We start from the raw sequence: 16463 nt of genomic DNA, 5'->3' as shown, positions 1-16463 counted from the left end.
TTTGTTTGTCTAGCCGCAACTTCTAGGCACTCGGCAAGGTTTAAGTTAACTTTGCTTTAGCTGTTTACGTCTTAGTACTGATCCAGCACTTAAAGCAGCTATTGACAGTAGCGCTGGTAGCAATGTAGGTTCGGGAACAGACGTAGCTTTTTCATTAAAGGTAAAGTTATCTAGCACAAATTGTGTCCCACCACCCTTCCCTATAAAATCATCTGGATTAACAACAAAGGACGTAAACCTTAATTCATCAACACCAACATAATCAAAATTAACTGAAGTTGGCTTTATCGTATCTACAGCCACAGTTTTTGAATACAGGGTTGTGCCACTCTTTAAACCTTCGACAGTAACTAAAAGACCATCATACCAAGCAGCTGTGAGGTAAGCACTGTTAAAGTCAAAAATACTATTACTGACTAGAGAAGAAGATTCGCCCTGCCCATTAAAGCTTACGTAGTCTCCTGATACTCTACCCGTGTTATAGCCTTGATAAGTAGGCGAGTACGAGCCATTTAAGTAGTAAAAATTGTCCCAATTAAATCCACCGTAGCCGTTAGGAATTAGAGGATTTGCAAAATCTGGAAGAGGACTTATATCATCAAATGTTAAAACAGTTGCTTGTGCTACTGCTCCTATTCCCAAAACAATTACTGTTGCGATCGCAGCAGTCGATAACTTTTTCGCAACGGTTGAAATACTCATACGTTAGTAGTGGTAACTCGTGATAATTTTGTGCTGTTTTTGTTACACGCCTCATAACATACACTAATTGCCAACAATAATGAGTATTATTACTTATTAAAACGATGAATTCTTATAAAGTTATGATGAAGATAATTCAGTACAGAGGCTAGCATAATTGCTTATATAGGAATTACCCTTGTTGTCTTCGCTTAGAGGCATCACAGCGTACTTTTTTTGATGAGCGTAAATCAACCTCTTCACTTTTCAAGTCTGCCTCAAGATACAACTTGATTTTTGACTAGCTTAGAAGTTAAACTTCTGTGATTTTTAAGATTTTGTCTGATCCCAGCACACCGGACATATCAGCCTTTGAGCAAAGGTAAAACAATCTTGGCTGGTAAGGTTGGGGAAATCCACCCAGTAATCCCTACATAAGGCTGAGGTACAATGCAAAGAAATATTTAAATTATGAGCGACATGATCACATCAGAACATAACACAAAATCCAGCGATAGAAGCCTAGAGGCAATGCGGCATTTTTCCGAACAATACGCCAAGCGGACTGGAACATACTTCTGTTCTGAACCTTCTGTTACCGCAGTTGTGATTGAAGGACTAGCCAAACATAAAGACGAACTAGGTGCGCCTTTATGTCCCTGTCGCCATTACGAAGATAAAGAGGCTGAAGTCCACGCCACCTACTGGAACTGCCCTTGTGTGCCAATGAGAGAACGCAAAGAGTGTCATTGTATGTTGTTCCTCACCTCTGACAACGAGTTTGCTGGAGATAAACAAGACATCTCTCTCGAAACCATTAAAGAAGTCCGAGACAGTATGGGATGAGCGAAACCATCCCCCAAGAGTTTTGGCAAGGCGTAGAACAGTTCAATTCTGGTCAGTTCTACGCCTGTCATGACACTTTAGAGGCTTTATGGATTGAAGCCAGTGAACCAGAAAAAACCTTTTATCAAGGCATTCTCCAAATCTCTGTGGCGCTTTATCATTTGGAGAATCGGAACTGGCGAGGTGCAGTAATTCTACTGGGTGAAGGTGGCAATCGCCTACGGCGTTACCCATCTAGTTACGGCGGCGTTGATGTAGATGAGCTATTGAGTCAGAGCGCAGCACTGTTGACGACATTACAACAAATAGGGCCAGATAAGATTACATCAGGCGATCTGGGTGAAAATCAAGTTTTATCTTTGCCTAAAATTGTGCTATCTACTGATTGACATCTGGTAAATTAATTATGCGTTGCCCGAAATCCTTCGCAGGCACAGTTTATGAATTGTGCCTACGTCATTTTCACTCAGATGCCAATTACCTGAAACCTTGAGGTTGGGGGTAGCGTCACTATTTCAGCCAGTAGTTATCGTAAATCACTCCAGATTGTATATTTCATAATCTGGATAAAGTACTTGAGATAATTAGAATGCAAGCTGAAATCCCGAATCTCTAACTCCTATGATGCCCTGCTATCAATTGCCCATGTCACAGTTCCGTCGCTTTGGATTAGCTTTAATGCTGCCAGTTGCACTCTTGGGCGCTTTTGTTTTCCCTACCCAACTGCAAACCGCTACTGCACAAACAACTAAAGACAATCGCCCCCTGACTATCCGCGCTGATGTGCAAGAATATGACGCGAAAAATCAAGTAGTCACCGCTCGCGGTAATGTGCAAATGTTGTATCCTTCTCGTCAGATTCAGGCAACATCTGCCCAAGCACAGTACTTTAGTAAGGAACGCCGAATTGATTTCAGTGGTAACGTCTATATTTTGCAACAGGGAGGTAACAGTATCCGGGCAGAGAAGGTAACGTATTTAATTGATGAAGGGCGATTTGTTGCTCTACCTCAATCCAACCGTCAGGTGGAGTCTATCTACATGATTCAGGAATCAGATAATGCTGGACAAACTGCCCCACCTGTCCCAAAGACACCACCTTTGAAGCCTTCTAATTAGCATTTACCACCAAGAAAGGGTGCTTCTAGCGTGAAAATTGTTTTAGAGAATATTCACAAATCTTACGGCAAGCGAGTAATTGTCAATCGTGTTAATCTTTCTGTTGGTCAGGGGGAAATTGTTGGTTTACTAGGCCCCAATGGGGCTGGTAAAACGACGACTTTTTACATTGCCACGGGTTTAGAAAAACCCAATCAAGGAAAAGTTTGGTTGGGCGATCTGGACGTTACGGCAATGGCAATGCACCAAAGGGCGCGATTGGGTATTGGTTATCTCGCACAAGAACCAAGTGTTTTCCGCCAACTCTCGGTACAAGATAATATTCTGTTGGTGCTGGAACAAACGAAGGTGCCACGACGGGAATGGTCAAGGCGACTCACAACTTTACTGCGGGAGTTTCGGTTAGAAAAATTAGCCAATAGTAAAGGAATTCAACTTTCTGGTGGTGAGCGACGGCGGACGGAATTAGCGAGGTCTTTAGCTGCTGGAGTAGAAGGGCCAAAGTTTTTACTTTTGGATGAACCATTTGCGGGAGTAGATCCGATCGCAGTTTCAGAAATTCAGCACATTGTCGCCGAACTGCGCGATCGCGGTATGGGAATCTTAATTACAGATCATAATGTCCGCGAAACCCTTGCCATTACCGATCGCGCCTACATCATGCGCGAAGGACAAATTCTCGCTTTTGGCGGTGCTGACGAACTTTACAGCAATCCCTTAGTTCGACAATATTATTTAGGAGATAATTTTCAAGTCTAAATTCATAATTATTTAGTTAATAATTTTTCAAAGGCTATTTTTATATTTAATTTTAATTATCAATTGATTAATTTATTTCATTCTGCTTCTTCAGCCATTGAGAATTAAACTGAATTAAACTTTTATCCTAAATACGGCAAATACAGCAGTTTGCAATTAAGTGAAGTACACAAATTAGACTTCAACACAAAATATGAAGACTATTTTAGTTCTACCTCCTGCTCTCTGCTCCCTGCCTCCACCAGTGTTGCAAATTTTAAATTGCTTATGATTTCAAAGAATTTCCCGTCTTTCTACAACCTCTATTCGCTGCTACCTTTTACGATCATGGATCGTTACCTTGCTAGCGAATTGATAGCGCCGTTTTTATTTGGTGTCGGAGCATTTTCATCACTTGGTGTCACTATTGATGCTGTATTTGATCTAGTCAGAAAAATCGTAGAATCTGGGCTACCCGTAGACATTGCCATTCAGGTTTTTTTGCTAAAGTTTCCCAACTTTATTGTTTTAGCCTTCCCCATGTCTACCCTGTTAGCTACTTTGATGACCTATAGTCGTCTTTCTAGCGACAGTGAACTAATTGCCCTACGTGGTTGTGGAGTCAGCGTCTATCGCATAGTACTAACTGCTGTGATGTTAAGTCTTGTGGTTACAGGAATGACATTTGTGTTTAACGAACAAATTGCACCAGCAGCAAATTACCAAGCGACGATGACTCTAGACAAAGCCCTCAAATCAGACAAGCCAACTTTAAAACAGCAAAATATTTTCTATCCTGAATACCAGGATGTTACCCAAGCGGATGGTTCTAAAAATAGAATATTGTCACGCTTGTTTTATGCTGACCAATTTGATGGTAAGCGGATGAAAGGTTTGACAATTATAGACCGTTCAACAAAAAATCTGAATCAAATTGTGGTATCAGAATCAGCCCAGTGGAATCCTTCCCAAAATCTCTGGGATTTTTACAACGGTACGATCTATTTTGTTGCTGCCGATCGCTCCTATCGCAACATCATCAGATTTGAACACCAACAACTGCAACTACCGCGCACGCCATTAAGTCTGGCAGAAAAAAGCCGAGACTATGGTGAGATGAATATTGCTGAAGCCCTAGATCAACTACAAGTAGAATATCTTGGTGGCGATCGCCAAAAAATTCGTAAACTCGAAGTGCGAATTCAACAAAAAATCTCCTTACCCTTTGTATGCGTAGTTTTTGGCTTAGTCGGTGCAGCAATGGGAAGCATCCCCCAGCGAACTGGAAGAGGTACCAGCTTTGGGATTAGCGTTGTAGTGATATTTTCCTACTACTTAATTTTCTTCATTACTGGTGCGATCGCGCAAACAGGTTCCCTTTCTCCCTTTATGGGAGCTTGGTTGCCCAACTTTCTTTTTTTGGGAATAGGTCTATTCTTATTGATACGAGTTGCCAAACGCTAAGGGGGATAATTCTTTAGAGGGAATTGGGCATTGAGAATTGGGCATTGGGAATTGGGAATTGGGAATTGGGCATTGAGAATTGGGCATTGGGCATTGGGAACGAGAAAGACTTGTTTAAGTTCTCACTCAAGTCACCTTGTCCCCTGCTTCCCCTGCTTCCTTGCTTCTTCCCCATTCCCCATTCCCCATTCCCCATTCCCCATTCCCTATTCCCCATTACCCATTACCCATTCCCCATTCCCTAAATTACGGATGAGAATTTCGGCATTGCGGTGCATTTGGGTTTTCCTTGCAATATTCTTCAAAAGAGACTTTGGCTGATATCATACCCTCAGCTTTCTGATGAGCAGCTTCTGCTTGGAGTTCTTCTACCTCATCCCAAGCAGCTGCACAGGCTTTAGAATAAGCACCTTGTTCGGTGCAAATAGCGCGAGACTGTTCAATTGCTTTTTGAATTCTCTCCTCCAGCAGTAGCGCTTTTGGGGCTTCCACAAAGTCGCTTTTGGTCAAAATGTCGGTAATTGAGATAATGCCTAACAGCTTGCCTTGAATCACAGGGGCGCGATGAATACCAGTGTTAGCAAATAACCGCGCTACATACTCTACACCCAAATCAGGATTTACCACTATGCAAGGCTTGCTCATGATCTCGTAAACCCGCACTTGATTTGGATCTTTCCCGTAGGCTGTTACCTTATAGACAATATCCGTTTCTGTGACAATACCATAAGCATCATTTTCATGGCGAATATCTACAACTAGCGCCCGCAATTTTTTTTCCTTCATCAGCCCTACTGCTTCAGTGACAGTCGCTGAACCGCGAATGGTAACTACGTTTTTGGTCATGATATCTTCAGCTTTCATCATTGCTGTAGTCTCCTGGTAAATAGTAGGGTGCGGCACAGCGCCCTCACAGGCGTATGTATCGAAGTATTGCAGCCTACAGTTTGCTAACTAGAAAGTAAAAAAGTCGAACTTTTGTCCAGCTACAACAATAAACTTAGAACAACTGTCAACTCGTGATGTTATCCAATGTGACCAATACCCAAAAACTAACCATAACTTTCTAGAAAATCTTGCCAAAGGACTCCAGCCGCTAAAAAGTAAATTTTTGACTATACATGCCTATTGGTAATGACTAATAACTGATAGAGAAGTTAGGATAAAATTACTATCCAAGTTCACTTGAGATATTTTCCTGTTGAGGAAAGTAAAAGCATTAAACAGTAACATCTTCAAATTCCGTCAAATTTGCCTGATTCTGAGTAAATTTCAATTACGAATCCTATGTCACATCGTGATTATCCTCCCGCCTACTTCCGCTATCTCAAAGCCAGATTATTGAATTTAGGACGACCTGGTTTTTGGGTAACTGTAATTTTTTTATCTGTACTAGGGCTAGTAACTTGGGAATACTGGTCAAATCCAGACATTTTCGCTTATAAGCAAAAAAAAGAAGTTGCTTCCCAAGCGCCTGTTGATTCTTCACTTTCAGAAGAAAACAGAGCGATCGCAGCAGATATTGATAACCTACCGGTTTTGTTTAATGACTTTGAGCAAGCAAGTCTTTCACTACCGGCAAATACCCCCAATGAAAAGGCAAAAGATACTGGGAGTAAAAGCTTATTAGAGGATGTAATTAATAAACAAAAGTCTGCTAGTGATGCCAAATTAAATCCGGCTTCAGGCGTTAATGGCGACACCTCCCCAATTGCGAAAAATCCCTTTGTTGTACAAACAGAAAATTTATTGCGGGCTGGGACAGCAGATAACAATAATCAGTTTCTCGGTTTCAAGAGCTTTAATGCACCGTCTGAACCAACAGGCGAGGAACGAACATCTTCTAGTCTGGGAATTGGATTCACCAATCAAACCAACAAAAATCAAAATTCTGTCTTCATCAGCCCTCTGCAAGCAGCACTCAACCAATCGACAAATCAAAAGCTGTCTAGCTTCAATGGTAATGCAACTGTGCCAAATGGTTTGGGACAAGTCTCTGACTCAAAAACAACGCTAACACCACCTATCAACAGCTTAACCAGTCAGAATTCTCTACCAATTACTGGGTTAACTCCAGCGACGGGCTACACCTCAACGGGTAGGAACTTGCAACAAAATCCCTACAATAATTTAAATAATGGTCAGGTATTACCCAATAATGGGTTAACTCCGGGGACGGGCTACACCTCAACGGGTACGAACTCACCACAAAATCCCTACAATAATTTAAATAATGGTCAGGTATTGCCTAATGTAGCACCAGTTACGTCCCCAGTCACCTCTACCGCACCAAGTAATATTTCACCTTACTCTAGCCAGATTCCCAATCAAGGCATTGTCACCCCCATAAATGGGAATTATGGCTTACAGCAGCCAATGCAACCACCACAGTCTAATTATGGGAATTATGGCTTGCAGCAGCCGACACAACCATCACAGTCTAATTATGTGCAGCAGCAACCAACACAGTCTAATTCCTTATATCTTCGCCAGCTTCGAGACAAGTATAGAACTCCGGGTCAAAACTGATTGTTAGCAGATCGCTTAACTGGATAAAGTCTAACTAAGTAAGTCGGCGGAAATAAATTCAACTATGTTATGAAACGTAAACAGGCTTCAAACCCCTACCAATGACAAAGGACAAATGACAGCCCCCACTAGTTAGCTTTAATTGCACCGATCTACTTAAGGTGATTGTGGGCTATTTGGGATAGTCGGAACTTCTGGTGTTTCGGGTTGTCGTTGTTGTCGTTGTAAATATTTACTTAATACATAAGCCATATCTCCACGGGTAACAGGTTTTAATGGAGAAATATTGCCTTGAGCATCTCTATTGAGAAATCCCTCAGTAGCTACTGTAGCGATCGCTTTTCTAGCCCAAGTTGGGATAGACTTTTCATCTGGATATGAAGCTAGAATCTCATTCACAGCGTCATCCGGAAACTGAAATACACCATAAGCCTGGGCGAAAATAGCCAGAGCCTCCGCCTTTGTCACTTTTTGATTAGGGAAAAATTCATTACCGCGATAGCCTTTCATGATGTCAGTTTTTAAGACTGTCTGTATATCATTAAATGCCCAATAAGAACTAGGAACATCTGGAATAGCTAAATTTTCTTTGCTAACAGCTTGTCTTTTATCAAGCCGAAATGCTTTTACCATAATTGACGCTAATTCAGCCCGACTCAGTAACCTTTCTGGATAAAACTTGCCATCAGAAAAGTTTGTCATCCATTTAGCAGCAATCACTTGTTGAATGGAATCAGATGGGATTGCAGAAGTAGTTTCTGGCACTTGAGCAATTACTGGCAAATTTTGTAGCAATACCATTAAAGATAGAGTAATTGAAAGCTGACGCATTATCATAACCACTTTTAGCCGCTAACGAGAATTTCAAAAACTACGTTACTGAGATTAACGCAAAATTTAGTGTTCCTAATAACCTGTAACTCAGCTAGTGACGAATTTAGGCTGGGCAATGTTGCGTAGCTACGTAGGTGTAGCTTTAAAAATTAGGATTGTGTTCAGAATCCCAGCATTTCTGATCGTGCCAGATTCTACCAGTGTGTTCACATTCTGAATTATCGTAAATCCAAGGAATTGAAGTTGGGTAATTGGTAGATAGGGGAGTAAGTGAAGACAATATAAAAGAAAATATAGTATAGCCAGAAACCGAGAGAATGCTTAAAAAACCTATGATGAACAAAATATTTACAGGAGTCCAAAAAGGATATAAACCTTTTTCAGAGCGTAAACGCACTTGAGAGCGACGTTCTGAACCTGCTAGCAACACCAGATAAAACCTTAATCCGGGAATTGGCACTGAAACTCTTATGTCTAAAGAATGAGGAGTCCAAACAGGAGAGCTAAAACCCCTTTTGATGGCTTCTAATTGCTCCACTGTGAAAGTATTTGCTACTTTGGGGTCAATCTCAGCGAAAAGTTTTTCAAAGGTAAGAGCAGTATGCTGCAAGGGTTTCATAAAATTAGTATATTAATATACAATCTTTTTACATGAACGATCTCCTCTGTCCCGGACACTAGAATGTTTTATTTTTTATAAGTTTCTAAAAAAGGAAGTAGAAATTAGCAAAAACTTGTTTTTTAGCTTTCATCTTTTGAGGTTATCTCCCCACTACTATGGACTATAGTCAGTTTTTCAGGAGTTTTGGAAATGACAGCAACAGATCCCGTAAAGTTGATGAAGCAAGAAGTTGGCAAAGCCGCCGCCGCCCTGGTAAAATCAGGTTCCATTGTTGGGTTGGGTACGGGGTCAACTACAGCATATACGATTCAGTATTTAGGCGATCGCCTTAAGTCTGGTGAACTCAAAGATATCATTGGTATACCTACCTCTTTTCAGTCAGAAGTGCTGGCGAAGCAGTACGGTATCCCTCTCGCCACCTTGGATGCTATTGACCACATCGATATTGCCATTGATGGGGCAGATGAAGTCGATCCGCAGAAGAATTTGATTAAAGGCGGTGGTGCAGCACATACCCGCGAAAAAGTCGTAGATTACTTGGCAGAACAGTTTATCGTTGTTGTAGATAGTGGTAAATTAGTAGACCACTTGGGTTCTAGTTTCGCTGTGCCGGTAGAAGTAATTCCAATGGCCATTACTCCTGTTACCAATGCGATTAAAAAACTTGGTGGTAAACCAGAACTCCGTATGGGTATAAAAAAAGCTGGCCCGGTGATTACTGACCAAGGTAACTTTGTCTTAGATGTCAGATTTGACTCTATTGAAGATCCAGCCGGTCTAGAAAAGACATTGAATAACATTCCCGGCGTTCTGGAAAATGGGATTTTTGTTAACTGTGTCGATTTAGTTTTGATTGGTGAAGTCAAAGATGGTCAGCCATTAGTGCGTCAACTGTAAAAGTTATAGGTTTTGGATTTTAGATTTCAGAGACATCTAAAATCCAAAATTAAGCTATGACATCATGTCCGCTTGGTTACTTGTTAAACCCAAAGAACCCCACCCCGCCAAAGCTGTGCTTTGTCTCTCCTCCCCGCACGCGGGGAGGGATTAAGGGGAGCGTTTTTTTATTTCGAGTTTAGGTCATGAGGGAAACTAAAACCGACTTAAGCCTTGTCATTACGGGATTTCTAGACAACTACTGAGAGTTATAAAACTATATACTTACTAACTTTTTTCCCTACTGGAAAATCACTGTTTGGGCTATTTTTTGCGTAAGTCCTAAAATTGACAAATTTATTACACAGTATTGAATAATCAAATCAAAGGAACTATTGTCCAATTTTCACAGAGCAGATATTAATTTTTTAATCGTGTTAGTTATACAAAACAATAAAATAGTATAGGTAATAACATGGAAAAAAGTGTTATTAATGCCAGTCTTTCTACTCAGAATCTAACCTTTCGTCCGGGTGATACTCCTGTATCATTTGAGGTAACTGTCAATAATGATAGCGATCGCTTTGTCAATTTTCAGGTAGAAATTACCGCCGCCGGAGAAACCCGCAACACTGGATATCGCTGGTATCGACTCGAACCAGAGGTGGCAGCAGCTAAACCACCAGGTAGTAGCACCATCTTCCAAGTCTTCATATTCAATACACCCATTCCGGGATTTGTCGGTACTGTCAACTTGATGGTGAATATTTTTTCACCACAATTAGCACAACAGTGCAGACTTGTGCTACGCCTAAAAATTGAGCGAGACAACAGACCAACACATTTAAGTGTGGAATTACCTGTGCGAGAGTTCCAAGTTTATCCCCGCAATTCGATAGATATACCAGTACGGGTGCGGAACTTAGGGCAACAACCAACTGATGTGGTACTACGTTTTACAGGCGTTGATCCATCTTGGCTGACAGGTAGTGCAGAACGCCGATTATCTCTCGATCCTGGTGGATTAGCAGAAGCCATATTTCAATGTCAACCTCCTTCTGTAGTGCAAGCGCCTAGTCAAAATTACCCTTTTACTATTGAAGCTGTTAGCAATAATGGTTATCCCAGCAATGCGGAAGGCAAGATTGAAGTTTTACCAGTTGGTTTTATAGACTTTACCACTAGCCAAAAACACCTCAAAATCCCTAGTAAATCAGCATGGTTGCCTGACTGGAAATCTGATACAGCTTCCTTTGAATTACTATTTAAAAATGCTAGTAACCTCAACCAGCAAATTAATGTGCAGGTACAGGGCAGAGACTGGCGAAAATGTAGTTTCAAAAAACTTCCAGAGGATGCCAATCTTCATCTAGGAGAGACAACTAAAGTAATCCTCGATGTGAAAACAAAACGCCCTTGGGTAGGAATCGGCAAAACTCTATTATTAGAGGCGAAATCAGAATTATCCGACCAACGTTTAGGGAGTACAGACCCAGCCACGCAGACATTAGAAGTAGAGACTCTGCCAATTATACCTGTATGGCTACAGCTAGCTGCGATCGCACTCTTAGCCGCACTCCTCGCATTAATACTGCAACCAAGAGATGTAATGCATACACGTTCTGTCAAATCAGTACGTTTTAGTGGCATTGGTTTATCAGTGGTCAGTGGTTCAGATGATTGTACATTAAGACTTTGGAGAATTAATTCTGATAACTTAGACCCCGATAATAGCGCAACTTATGCAGGGGAACCAGTTGCTTGCGAACAACGGCAACAGCCTAAAGGTTTGATGGCCATTACTGATGATGCTGTAGAAGTCTTACGCTTCATGCCATTGCAAAACGATCGCGTGGCTGTTGGTCTAGATAATGGTGTAATTGAACTTAGAGATGTACCATCAGGGCAAAAAATTAGCGAACTTCAAGATACTAAAGATCCTAAAGCAAAAGGCGATCGCGTTTTTGACTTAGCATTTACCTCAAACTCACTTAATTTATTCAGTGGTTATGGCAGTGGTAAAGTTAGATTATGGTCAAGATCAGCGCCTAACAGCGATTTTCTGCCAGAACCGCAAGTTATCGATGTCCAAAGTACATTGAAACTATCAGGTTTCCAAGTCCGGGCATTAAATCTCAGCCCAGATGCAAAAACTCTAGTAATTGCCGGAAACTTTAAGCGTTTCATCTTGTGGCAATGGAATCCAGCCCAATCTGATAAACAATTACCAAATTTATCAGTGCAAAATCTAGAAAAACTAGACCCATTAGTTGGGCGTGAAGACTATATTTGGGGATTGGCTTTTGTTCCTAACTCGGCAGAAAAAATCATCGCCACCTCCGATTCTGCGGGATTCATTACCATTTGGAATTTGAATCAGTGTCAAACTTCCAAAAATCCGAATCCACTCGAAAAAGTAAATGAACTCAATTGTTCGCCAATAGACCGTTGGCCAGCATCAAAAACATCTGTGCGTAGTCTCGCATTTAGTGATGATGGTAGTTTGCTAGTAAGTGGTGGTGATGATGGACGAGTAGTCGTTTGGTATTTAACCCCCGAACATAAACTCGATAAAACAAAGGCAGCAGAAGGTAAAACAATTTACCAAAGCTCTAAAAAAATCAATAGTATCGACTTGAAAACTAATCAAGGAACCATGATTGTGAGTGGTGGAGAAGATTTTCAAGTCAAACTACACCACATTAAATAAGAGAGTCAATGACATGCAAGCTAAATTCAATCCACTGCAAGTTATTATCAATCCACCTGGAATTCAATTTGGGATGCCAGGAGATACCATTGAACTCTATGTTGTTGTGATCAATCAGGGAGATCAAAGCGCGGTTATTGACTTATATTTTGTTTTTGATGAAGTATTTCAAAACTTAACCGGCTGGTCTAGTTCTCCGAGAGAAAGTTTAGCATTAGCTCCAGGGCAAAATAGTGACGAAGTAAAATTTGAGTTTCAAATTTCCGCAAATGCTCTTCCCGGAACCTATGACTATACATTAGTTGTAGATTCCCCTCTCCATTATCCCCAAAATACACCAATAACCTTCGCCAATCAAATTAAAGTTTTACTACAAGAACAGACTGCAATTCGGATAAACGACCCGACATTTTCGCTTAGACCGAATACCAATCCCAACAAACCGTTAATTTTTAAACCTAGTGAGCCTCTGCAAGTAGAGGTGATAGTTGATAATCGCTCTTATCTCGTAGATAGGTTCCGTTTGAGTTGCCCAGATTTAGATGATGACTGGTTCACAATCAATTATCCAGCCACTGGATTTGAGGGGCCAGGATTAATTTCTGATGCGACTGCACTAGAACTAAATCCTGGTAATCAGGGTCAAATATTTTTGAGATTTCATCCACCAGGTGATACCCTTGCAGGAAGTTATTCTCCAACAATCCGCTTGTATTCAGAAAACTCTCCCGACTTAGTATTACTAGATTTGGTATATATTCAAGTTCCGACAAATTATCATCTAAATATAGAATTCAATACCATTTTAGGACAAGTTAGCCGGAGTGTAGGGAAGTACGAATTATCACTAACAAACCAGGGTAATATTGTCCGCGAACTGATATTAAGCTTAAAAAGTCGAGATGAAGAAGAACTATATATTTATAAATTAGATCCGACTGAAGTCAGATTATTACCAAATAAAACTGCTATCAGCAATTTGAGAGTTAAACCTAAACCTTGGTGGCGACAACCTTGGTTTGGTGCAGGATTAGTAGTCAACTTTCAACTGGAAATCAAAGACTCACAAAATTTACCCATACCAAACACATTGCCTCAAGGTAGTTTGGTATGGAAACCCCGCCCTTGGTGGCAATTTCTTTTGTTGATTTTGGCAATTTTGGGATTATTAGGAGGAATAGGATTTATCATTTGGCGAATTTTAAACCCCGAACCTTTGAGATTAGAAACTTTTAGTGCCAAGGACTCTCAAATTACTGAAGGTGACGAAGTTGCTTTGAACTGGGAAATTTCCCAGTATAAACAGTTGCAAAAGTTAGTTCTTACAACCAAAGGTTCTCAACCTATTGAGCCTATTATCTATGACTTTAGCCGTGGTATTCCTGAAACACTGAGTAAAGCGAGTACACCTCTTTGTCAGGTGCAAGAAAAACAAGATTTAATTTGTAGCAACATTAGAACTGGAGTGACAACAAAAGGTGATTACACTTTTAAGCTACAAGCTTTTTATCGTAATGGTATACAAATATTGTCTCCAAAGACCCAATCTGTCGAAAAAGAGATTCCAGTAAAAATATCTGAAAAACAAATCGCAGAAATCATAAATTTTCAAGCAGATAAACGACAGTATATAAAAGGTCAAAATATTCTTTTAAGTTGGTCAATTGCACGTCCATTATTGTTGTCGCAAACTCAAATTACTGGCATCGGAGATGATGGTATATCTTATGGAGAACCAATCAATTATAAATTTATTCAAGGTAATATTACCGACCTCAAGCTGCAAAAACTATGTACACAAACTAATCAACAGCTACAATGTAAAAATATTCCTTTAGCCGCAAATAGAGCCGGAAATTTCGCTTTTGAAATCAAAGCAGTTTCTAACAATGGAAGTAGCAAATTAAGTTCCAAAAAGACTGAATCTAAAATAGAAATATTACCTAAGCCATTTAAGATTATTTCTTTCACAATCAACGGGCTTCAACAACCAAATCTAGAACTTAATGAAGGAACAACCGCCAATTTGAATTGGATAGTTGAAGGGGAAAATATTCAGGTTAAACTTCAGCCATACGGAAATGACGTTCCACTAATTGGCTCACAAAGCCTTCCAGTCAATCTAGCTTTTCCAACTAAAATTTCGCTGCAAATTAACGATATATCTGGTAAGCAACAAGCCCAGGAGAGAGGATTTGCTATCAGAGTAATTCCCAAAGTAGTGCCTACTCCCATACCCAGCATTAACCCAGTTCCACTTGTGCCACCTAGTAGTAATCCATTTAAGGCTCCCTTACCTCAGAGACGAGCTTTTTAAACAATTCATAATTAAAATAATGACAACAAAATTAGATGCCCTGATTAATTCTCTAGAAGGCATAGAAATAATCACAGATTCCATCCAAGTAGCAAAATTATCTCAGGATTATCACACCTTTAGCCCGGTGCTAGTGCCGAAACTAGAGGGAAAAGTTGGGGATATAGTTGTGCGTCCCGTTAATGAAACAGAGGTTTTAAAAGTTGCAGCCGCTTGTGCCAAATATCGTGTACCTGTGACAATGCGGGGCGCGGGAACTGGGAATTATGGGCAATGTGTACCCTTGCATGGTGGCGTAATTTTAGATACGACACGGATGCATGAGATTCTTTGGGTGAAACCTGGCGTAGCGCGGGTAGAAGTTGGGGTGAAGTTGGCGGCTTTGGATAAGAAAACCAGAGAGATTGGCTGGGAAATCCGCATGGCCCCCTCCACATACCGTACAGCTACAATTGGCGGCTTTATTGCTGGCGGAAGTGGGGGCATTGGTTCGATCCAATATGGGTTACTTGGCGATCGCGGTAATATCTTAGCATTGCGTGTGGTAACTGTAGAAGATGAACCCCGCGCGATCGAATTACGCGGCGATGATGTACAAAAAGTGAATCATGCTTGGGGAATTAACGGCATCATTACCGAAGTCGAAATCCCCCTGGGGCCAGCTTATCCTTGGGCAGAAGTCATTGTCACCTTTGATGAGTTTATGACAGCAGCAAAATTTGGTCAGGCTGTTGGCAATACTGATGGCATGATTAAGAAGTTGATTTCTGTCTTTGCATCCCCAATTCCCCAATACTTTCACGCCCTACAAGAGTACATTTCTGAAGAGACTCACGCAGTATTTTTGATAATTGCTGAATCAAGTTTGGAATTCTTACCGGGTTTGGTGCAGAAATACGGCGGAGAGATTACATATAAAAAATCAGCCGAAGAAGCGGGAAAAGGGACACATTTAGCAGAATTTAGCTGGAATCATACAACCTTACACGCCCGGAGTGTAGATACTGGAATTACCTACTTACAAAGTATGTTTCCCCGCCAGAGCAATTTGCAACTAGTAGAGCAGATGTATCATCACTTTGGCGATGAGGTAATGATGCATTTGGAATTTTTTCGGGTTAACGGTGCTGTAGTTCCTGGTGCTTTGCAACTTGTACGTTACACCACAGAAGAACGCCTCAATGAAATTATCCGCTATCACGAAGAACAAGGTGTGAGTATTGCCAATCCTCACACCTATATTATTGAAGACGGAGGCAGAAAAGTTATTGATCCTGAACAGTTAAAATTTAAAGAAATAGTTGATCCCTATCGGTTGATGAATCCCGGCAAAAGTAAGGTTATTCAATTGCCAAATCAAAATTAACGTGAGTTTGGCCAACCTCTCCCTGCCTTGAACTAAAGTTCAAATCTTTCCCTCTCCGACTCGGCTACGGTGTACACACAAGTATGACTAGTATAGGTTTCAACTCTTCTAGTAGTTTCGTAGGGTGCGTTATGGACACGCCGAAACAACAAATGGGTTCACCGAAATAACAAATGGGTTCACCGAAATAACAAATGGGTTCGCCGAAATAACAAATGGGTTCGCCGAAATAACAAATGAGTTCGCCGAAATAACAAATGGGTTCGCCGAAATAACAAATGGGTTCGCCGAAATAACAAATGGGTTCGCCGAAATAACAAATGAGTTCGCCGAAATAACAAATGGGTTCGCCGAAATAACA

At 40.8% G+C, this 16463-nt stretch carries 16 protein-coding genes; 10 read left to right on the top strand and 6 right to left on the bottom strand.

All coding sequences use genetic code 11. The features are described 5' to 3' along the window. Positions 1 to 45 precede the first annotated feature (45 nt). Positions 46 to 702 (bottom strand): PEP-CTERM sorting domain-containing protein, encoded by a 657-nt coding sequence (locus V7K98_RS25300; protein WP_335026922.1) that lies wholly within the window; start codon positions 700 to 702, stop codon positions 46 to 48. A gap of 459 nt (positions 703 to 1161) precedes the next feature. On the opposite strand from V7K98_RS25300, the gene V7K98_RS25295 reads away from it, so the two are divergent. The 5 genes from V7K98_RS25295 to V7K98_RS25275 all read left to right on the top strand — a co-directional run bounded on the left by V7K98_RS25295 (position 1162) and on the right by V7K98_RS25275 (position 4848). Beyond that, the gene (locus V7K98_RS25295; RefSeq protein WP_334810291.1) at positions 1162 to 1527 is read left to right on the top strand and encodes a ferredoxin thioredoxin reductase catalytic beta subunit; all 366 of its coding nucleotides are present in this window, start codon (positions 1162 to 1164) and stop codon (positions 1525 to 1527) included. Continuing rightward, on the top strand, positions 1524 to 1916 hold the full coding sequence (locus V7K98_RS25290) for a DUF309 domain-containing protein (protein ID WP_335026920.1): 393 nt from the start codon (positions 1524 to 1526) through the stop codon (positions 1914 to 1916). The genes V7K98_RS25295 and V7K98_RS25290 overlap by 4 nt, the downstream gene beginning before the upstream one ends. A 232-nt stretch (positions 1917 to 2148) precedes the next feature. Then, positions 2149 to 2646 (top strand): LptA/OstA family protein, encoded by a 498-nt coding sequence (locus V7K98_RS25285; protein ID WP_335026918.1) that lies wholly within the window; start codon positions 2149 to 2151, stop codon positions 2644 to 2646. A 30-nt stretch (positions 2647 to 2676) separates the two neighbouring features. Continuing rightward, entirely contained in the window at positions 2677 to 3405 is a 729-nt protein-coding gene (gene lptB / locus V7K98_RS25280; protein WP_335026916.1) for an LPS export ABC transporter ATP-binding protein, read from the top strand. Positions 3406 to 3732: 327 nt separating this feature from the next. Continuing rightward, positions 3733 to 4848 carry an LptF/LptG family permease gene (locus V7K98_RS25275; protein WP_335026914.1) on the top strand — a complete coding sequence of 372 codons (1116 nt, stop codon included), beginning with the start codon at positions 3733 to 3735 and terminating at the stop codon, positions 4846 to 4848. 13 nt (positions 4849 to 4861) lie between these two features. Here V7K98_RS25275 and V7K98_RS25270 read toward each other — a convergent pair whose 3' ends face one another. Both V7K98_RS25270 and V7K98_RS25265 read right to left on the bottom strand, forming a co-directional pair. Continuing rightward, complete coding sequence (locus V7K98_RS25270) at positions 4862 to 5044, bottom strand: hypothetical protein (RefSeq protein ID WP_335026912.1); 183 nt, start codon at positions 5042 to 5044, stop codon at positions 4862 to 4864. Positions 5045 to 5094: 50 nt separating this feature from the next. Continuing rightward, positions 5095 to 5715, bottom strand: a complete 621-nt coding sequence (locus V7K98_RS25265; protein WP_335026910.1) for a CBS domain-containing protein — start codon at positions 5713 to 5715, stop codon at positions 5095 to 5097. Positions 5716 to 6135: 420 nt separating this feature from the next. Between V7K98_RS25265 and V7K98_RS25260 the strand changes: the two genes are divergently transcribed. After that, positions 6136 to 7377, top strand: coding sequence for a hypothetical protein (locus tag V7K98_RS25260; RefSeq protein WP_335026908.1), 1242 nt, complete (start codon positions 6136 to 6138; stop codon positions 7375 to 7377). A 156-nt stretch (positions 7378 to 7533) separates the two neighbouring features. On the opposite strand, the gene V7K98_RS25255 is transcribed toward V7K98_RS25260, so the two are convergent. Continuing rightward, entirely contained in the window at positions 7534 to 8208 is a 675-nt protein-coding gene (locus V7K98_RS25255; protein WP_335026906.1) for an S-layer homology domain-containing protein, read from the bottom strand. Between the two features lie 145 nt (positions 8209 to 8353). After that, positions 8354 to 8830, bottom strand: coding sequence for a hypothetical protein (locus V7K98_RS25250; protein ID WP_335026904.1), 477 nt, complete (start codon positions 8828 to 8830; stop codon positions 8354 to 8356). 192 nt (positions 8831 to 9022) lie between these two features. Here V7K98_RS25250 and rpiA point away from each other — a divergent pair, with 192 nt between their 5' ends. The 4 genes from rpiA to V7K98_RS25230 all read left to right on the top strand — a co-directional run bounded on the left by rpiA (position 9023) and on the right by V7K98_RS25230 (position 16102). Continuing rightward, entirely contained in the window at positions 9023 to 9730 is a 708-nt protein-coding gene (gene rpiA / locus V7K98_RS25245) for a ribose-5-phosphate isomerase RpiA (RefSeq protein ID WP_335026902.1), read from the top strand. Between the two features lie 454 nt (positions 9731 to 10184). After that, positions 10185 to 12419, top strand: a complete 2235-nt coding sequence (locus tag V7K98_RS25240; RefSeq protein WP_335026900.1) for a hypothetical protein — start codon at positions 10185 to 10187, stop codon at positions 12417 to 12419. A gap of 13 nt (positions 12420 to 12432) precedes the next feature. Beyond that, a complete protein-coding gene (locus V7K98_RS25235; protein ID WP_335026898.1) occupies positions 12433 to 14736 on the top strand; it encodes a COG1470 family protein in 2304 nt (767 codons plus the stop codon). A gap of 19 nt (positions 14737 to 14755) precedes the next feature. Then, entirely contained in the window at positions 14756 to 16102 is a 1347-nt protein-coding gene (locus V7K98_RS25230) for an FAD-binding oxidoreductase (RefSeq protein WP_335026896.1), read from the top strand. Positions 16103 to 16281: 179 nt separating this feature from the next. Here the strand turns inward: V7K98_RS25230 and V7K98_RS25225 are convergent. Next, positions 16282 to 16463: hypothetical protein (locus tag V7K98_RS25225; protein ID WP_335026894.1), on the bottom strand; the 182-nt coding region annotated here is incomplete at its 5' end.

The sequence above is a fragment of the Nostoc sp. genome (assembly GCF_036917435.1).
GTDB lineage: Bacteria > Cyanobacteriota > Cyanobacteriia > Cyanobacteriales > Nostocaceae > Nostoc.
The sequence above is the reverse complement of the archived record's forward strand: the minus strand, read 5'-3'. Positions and strand labels throughout refer to the sequence as shown.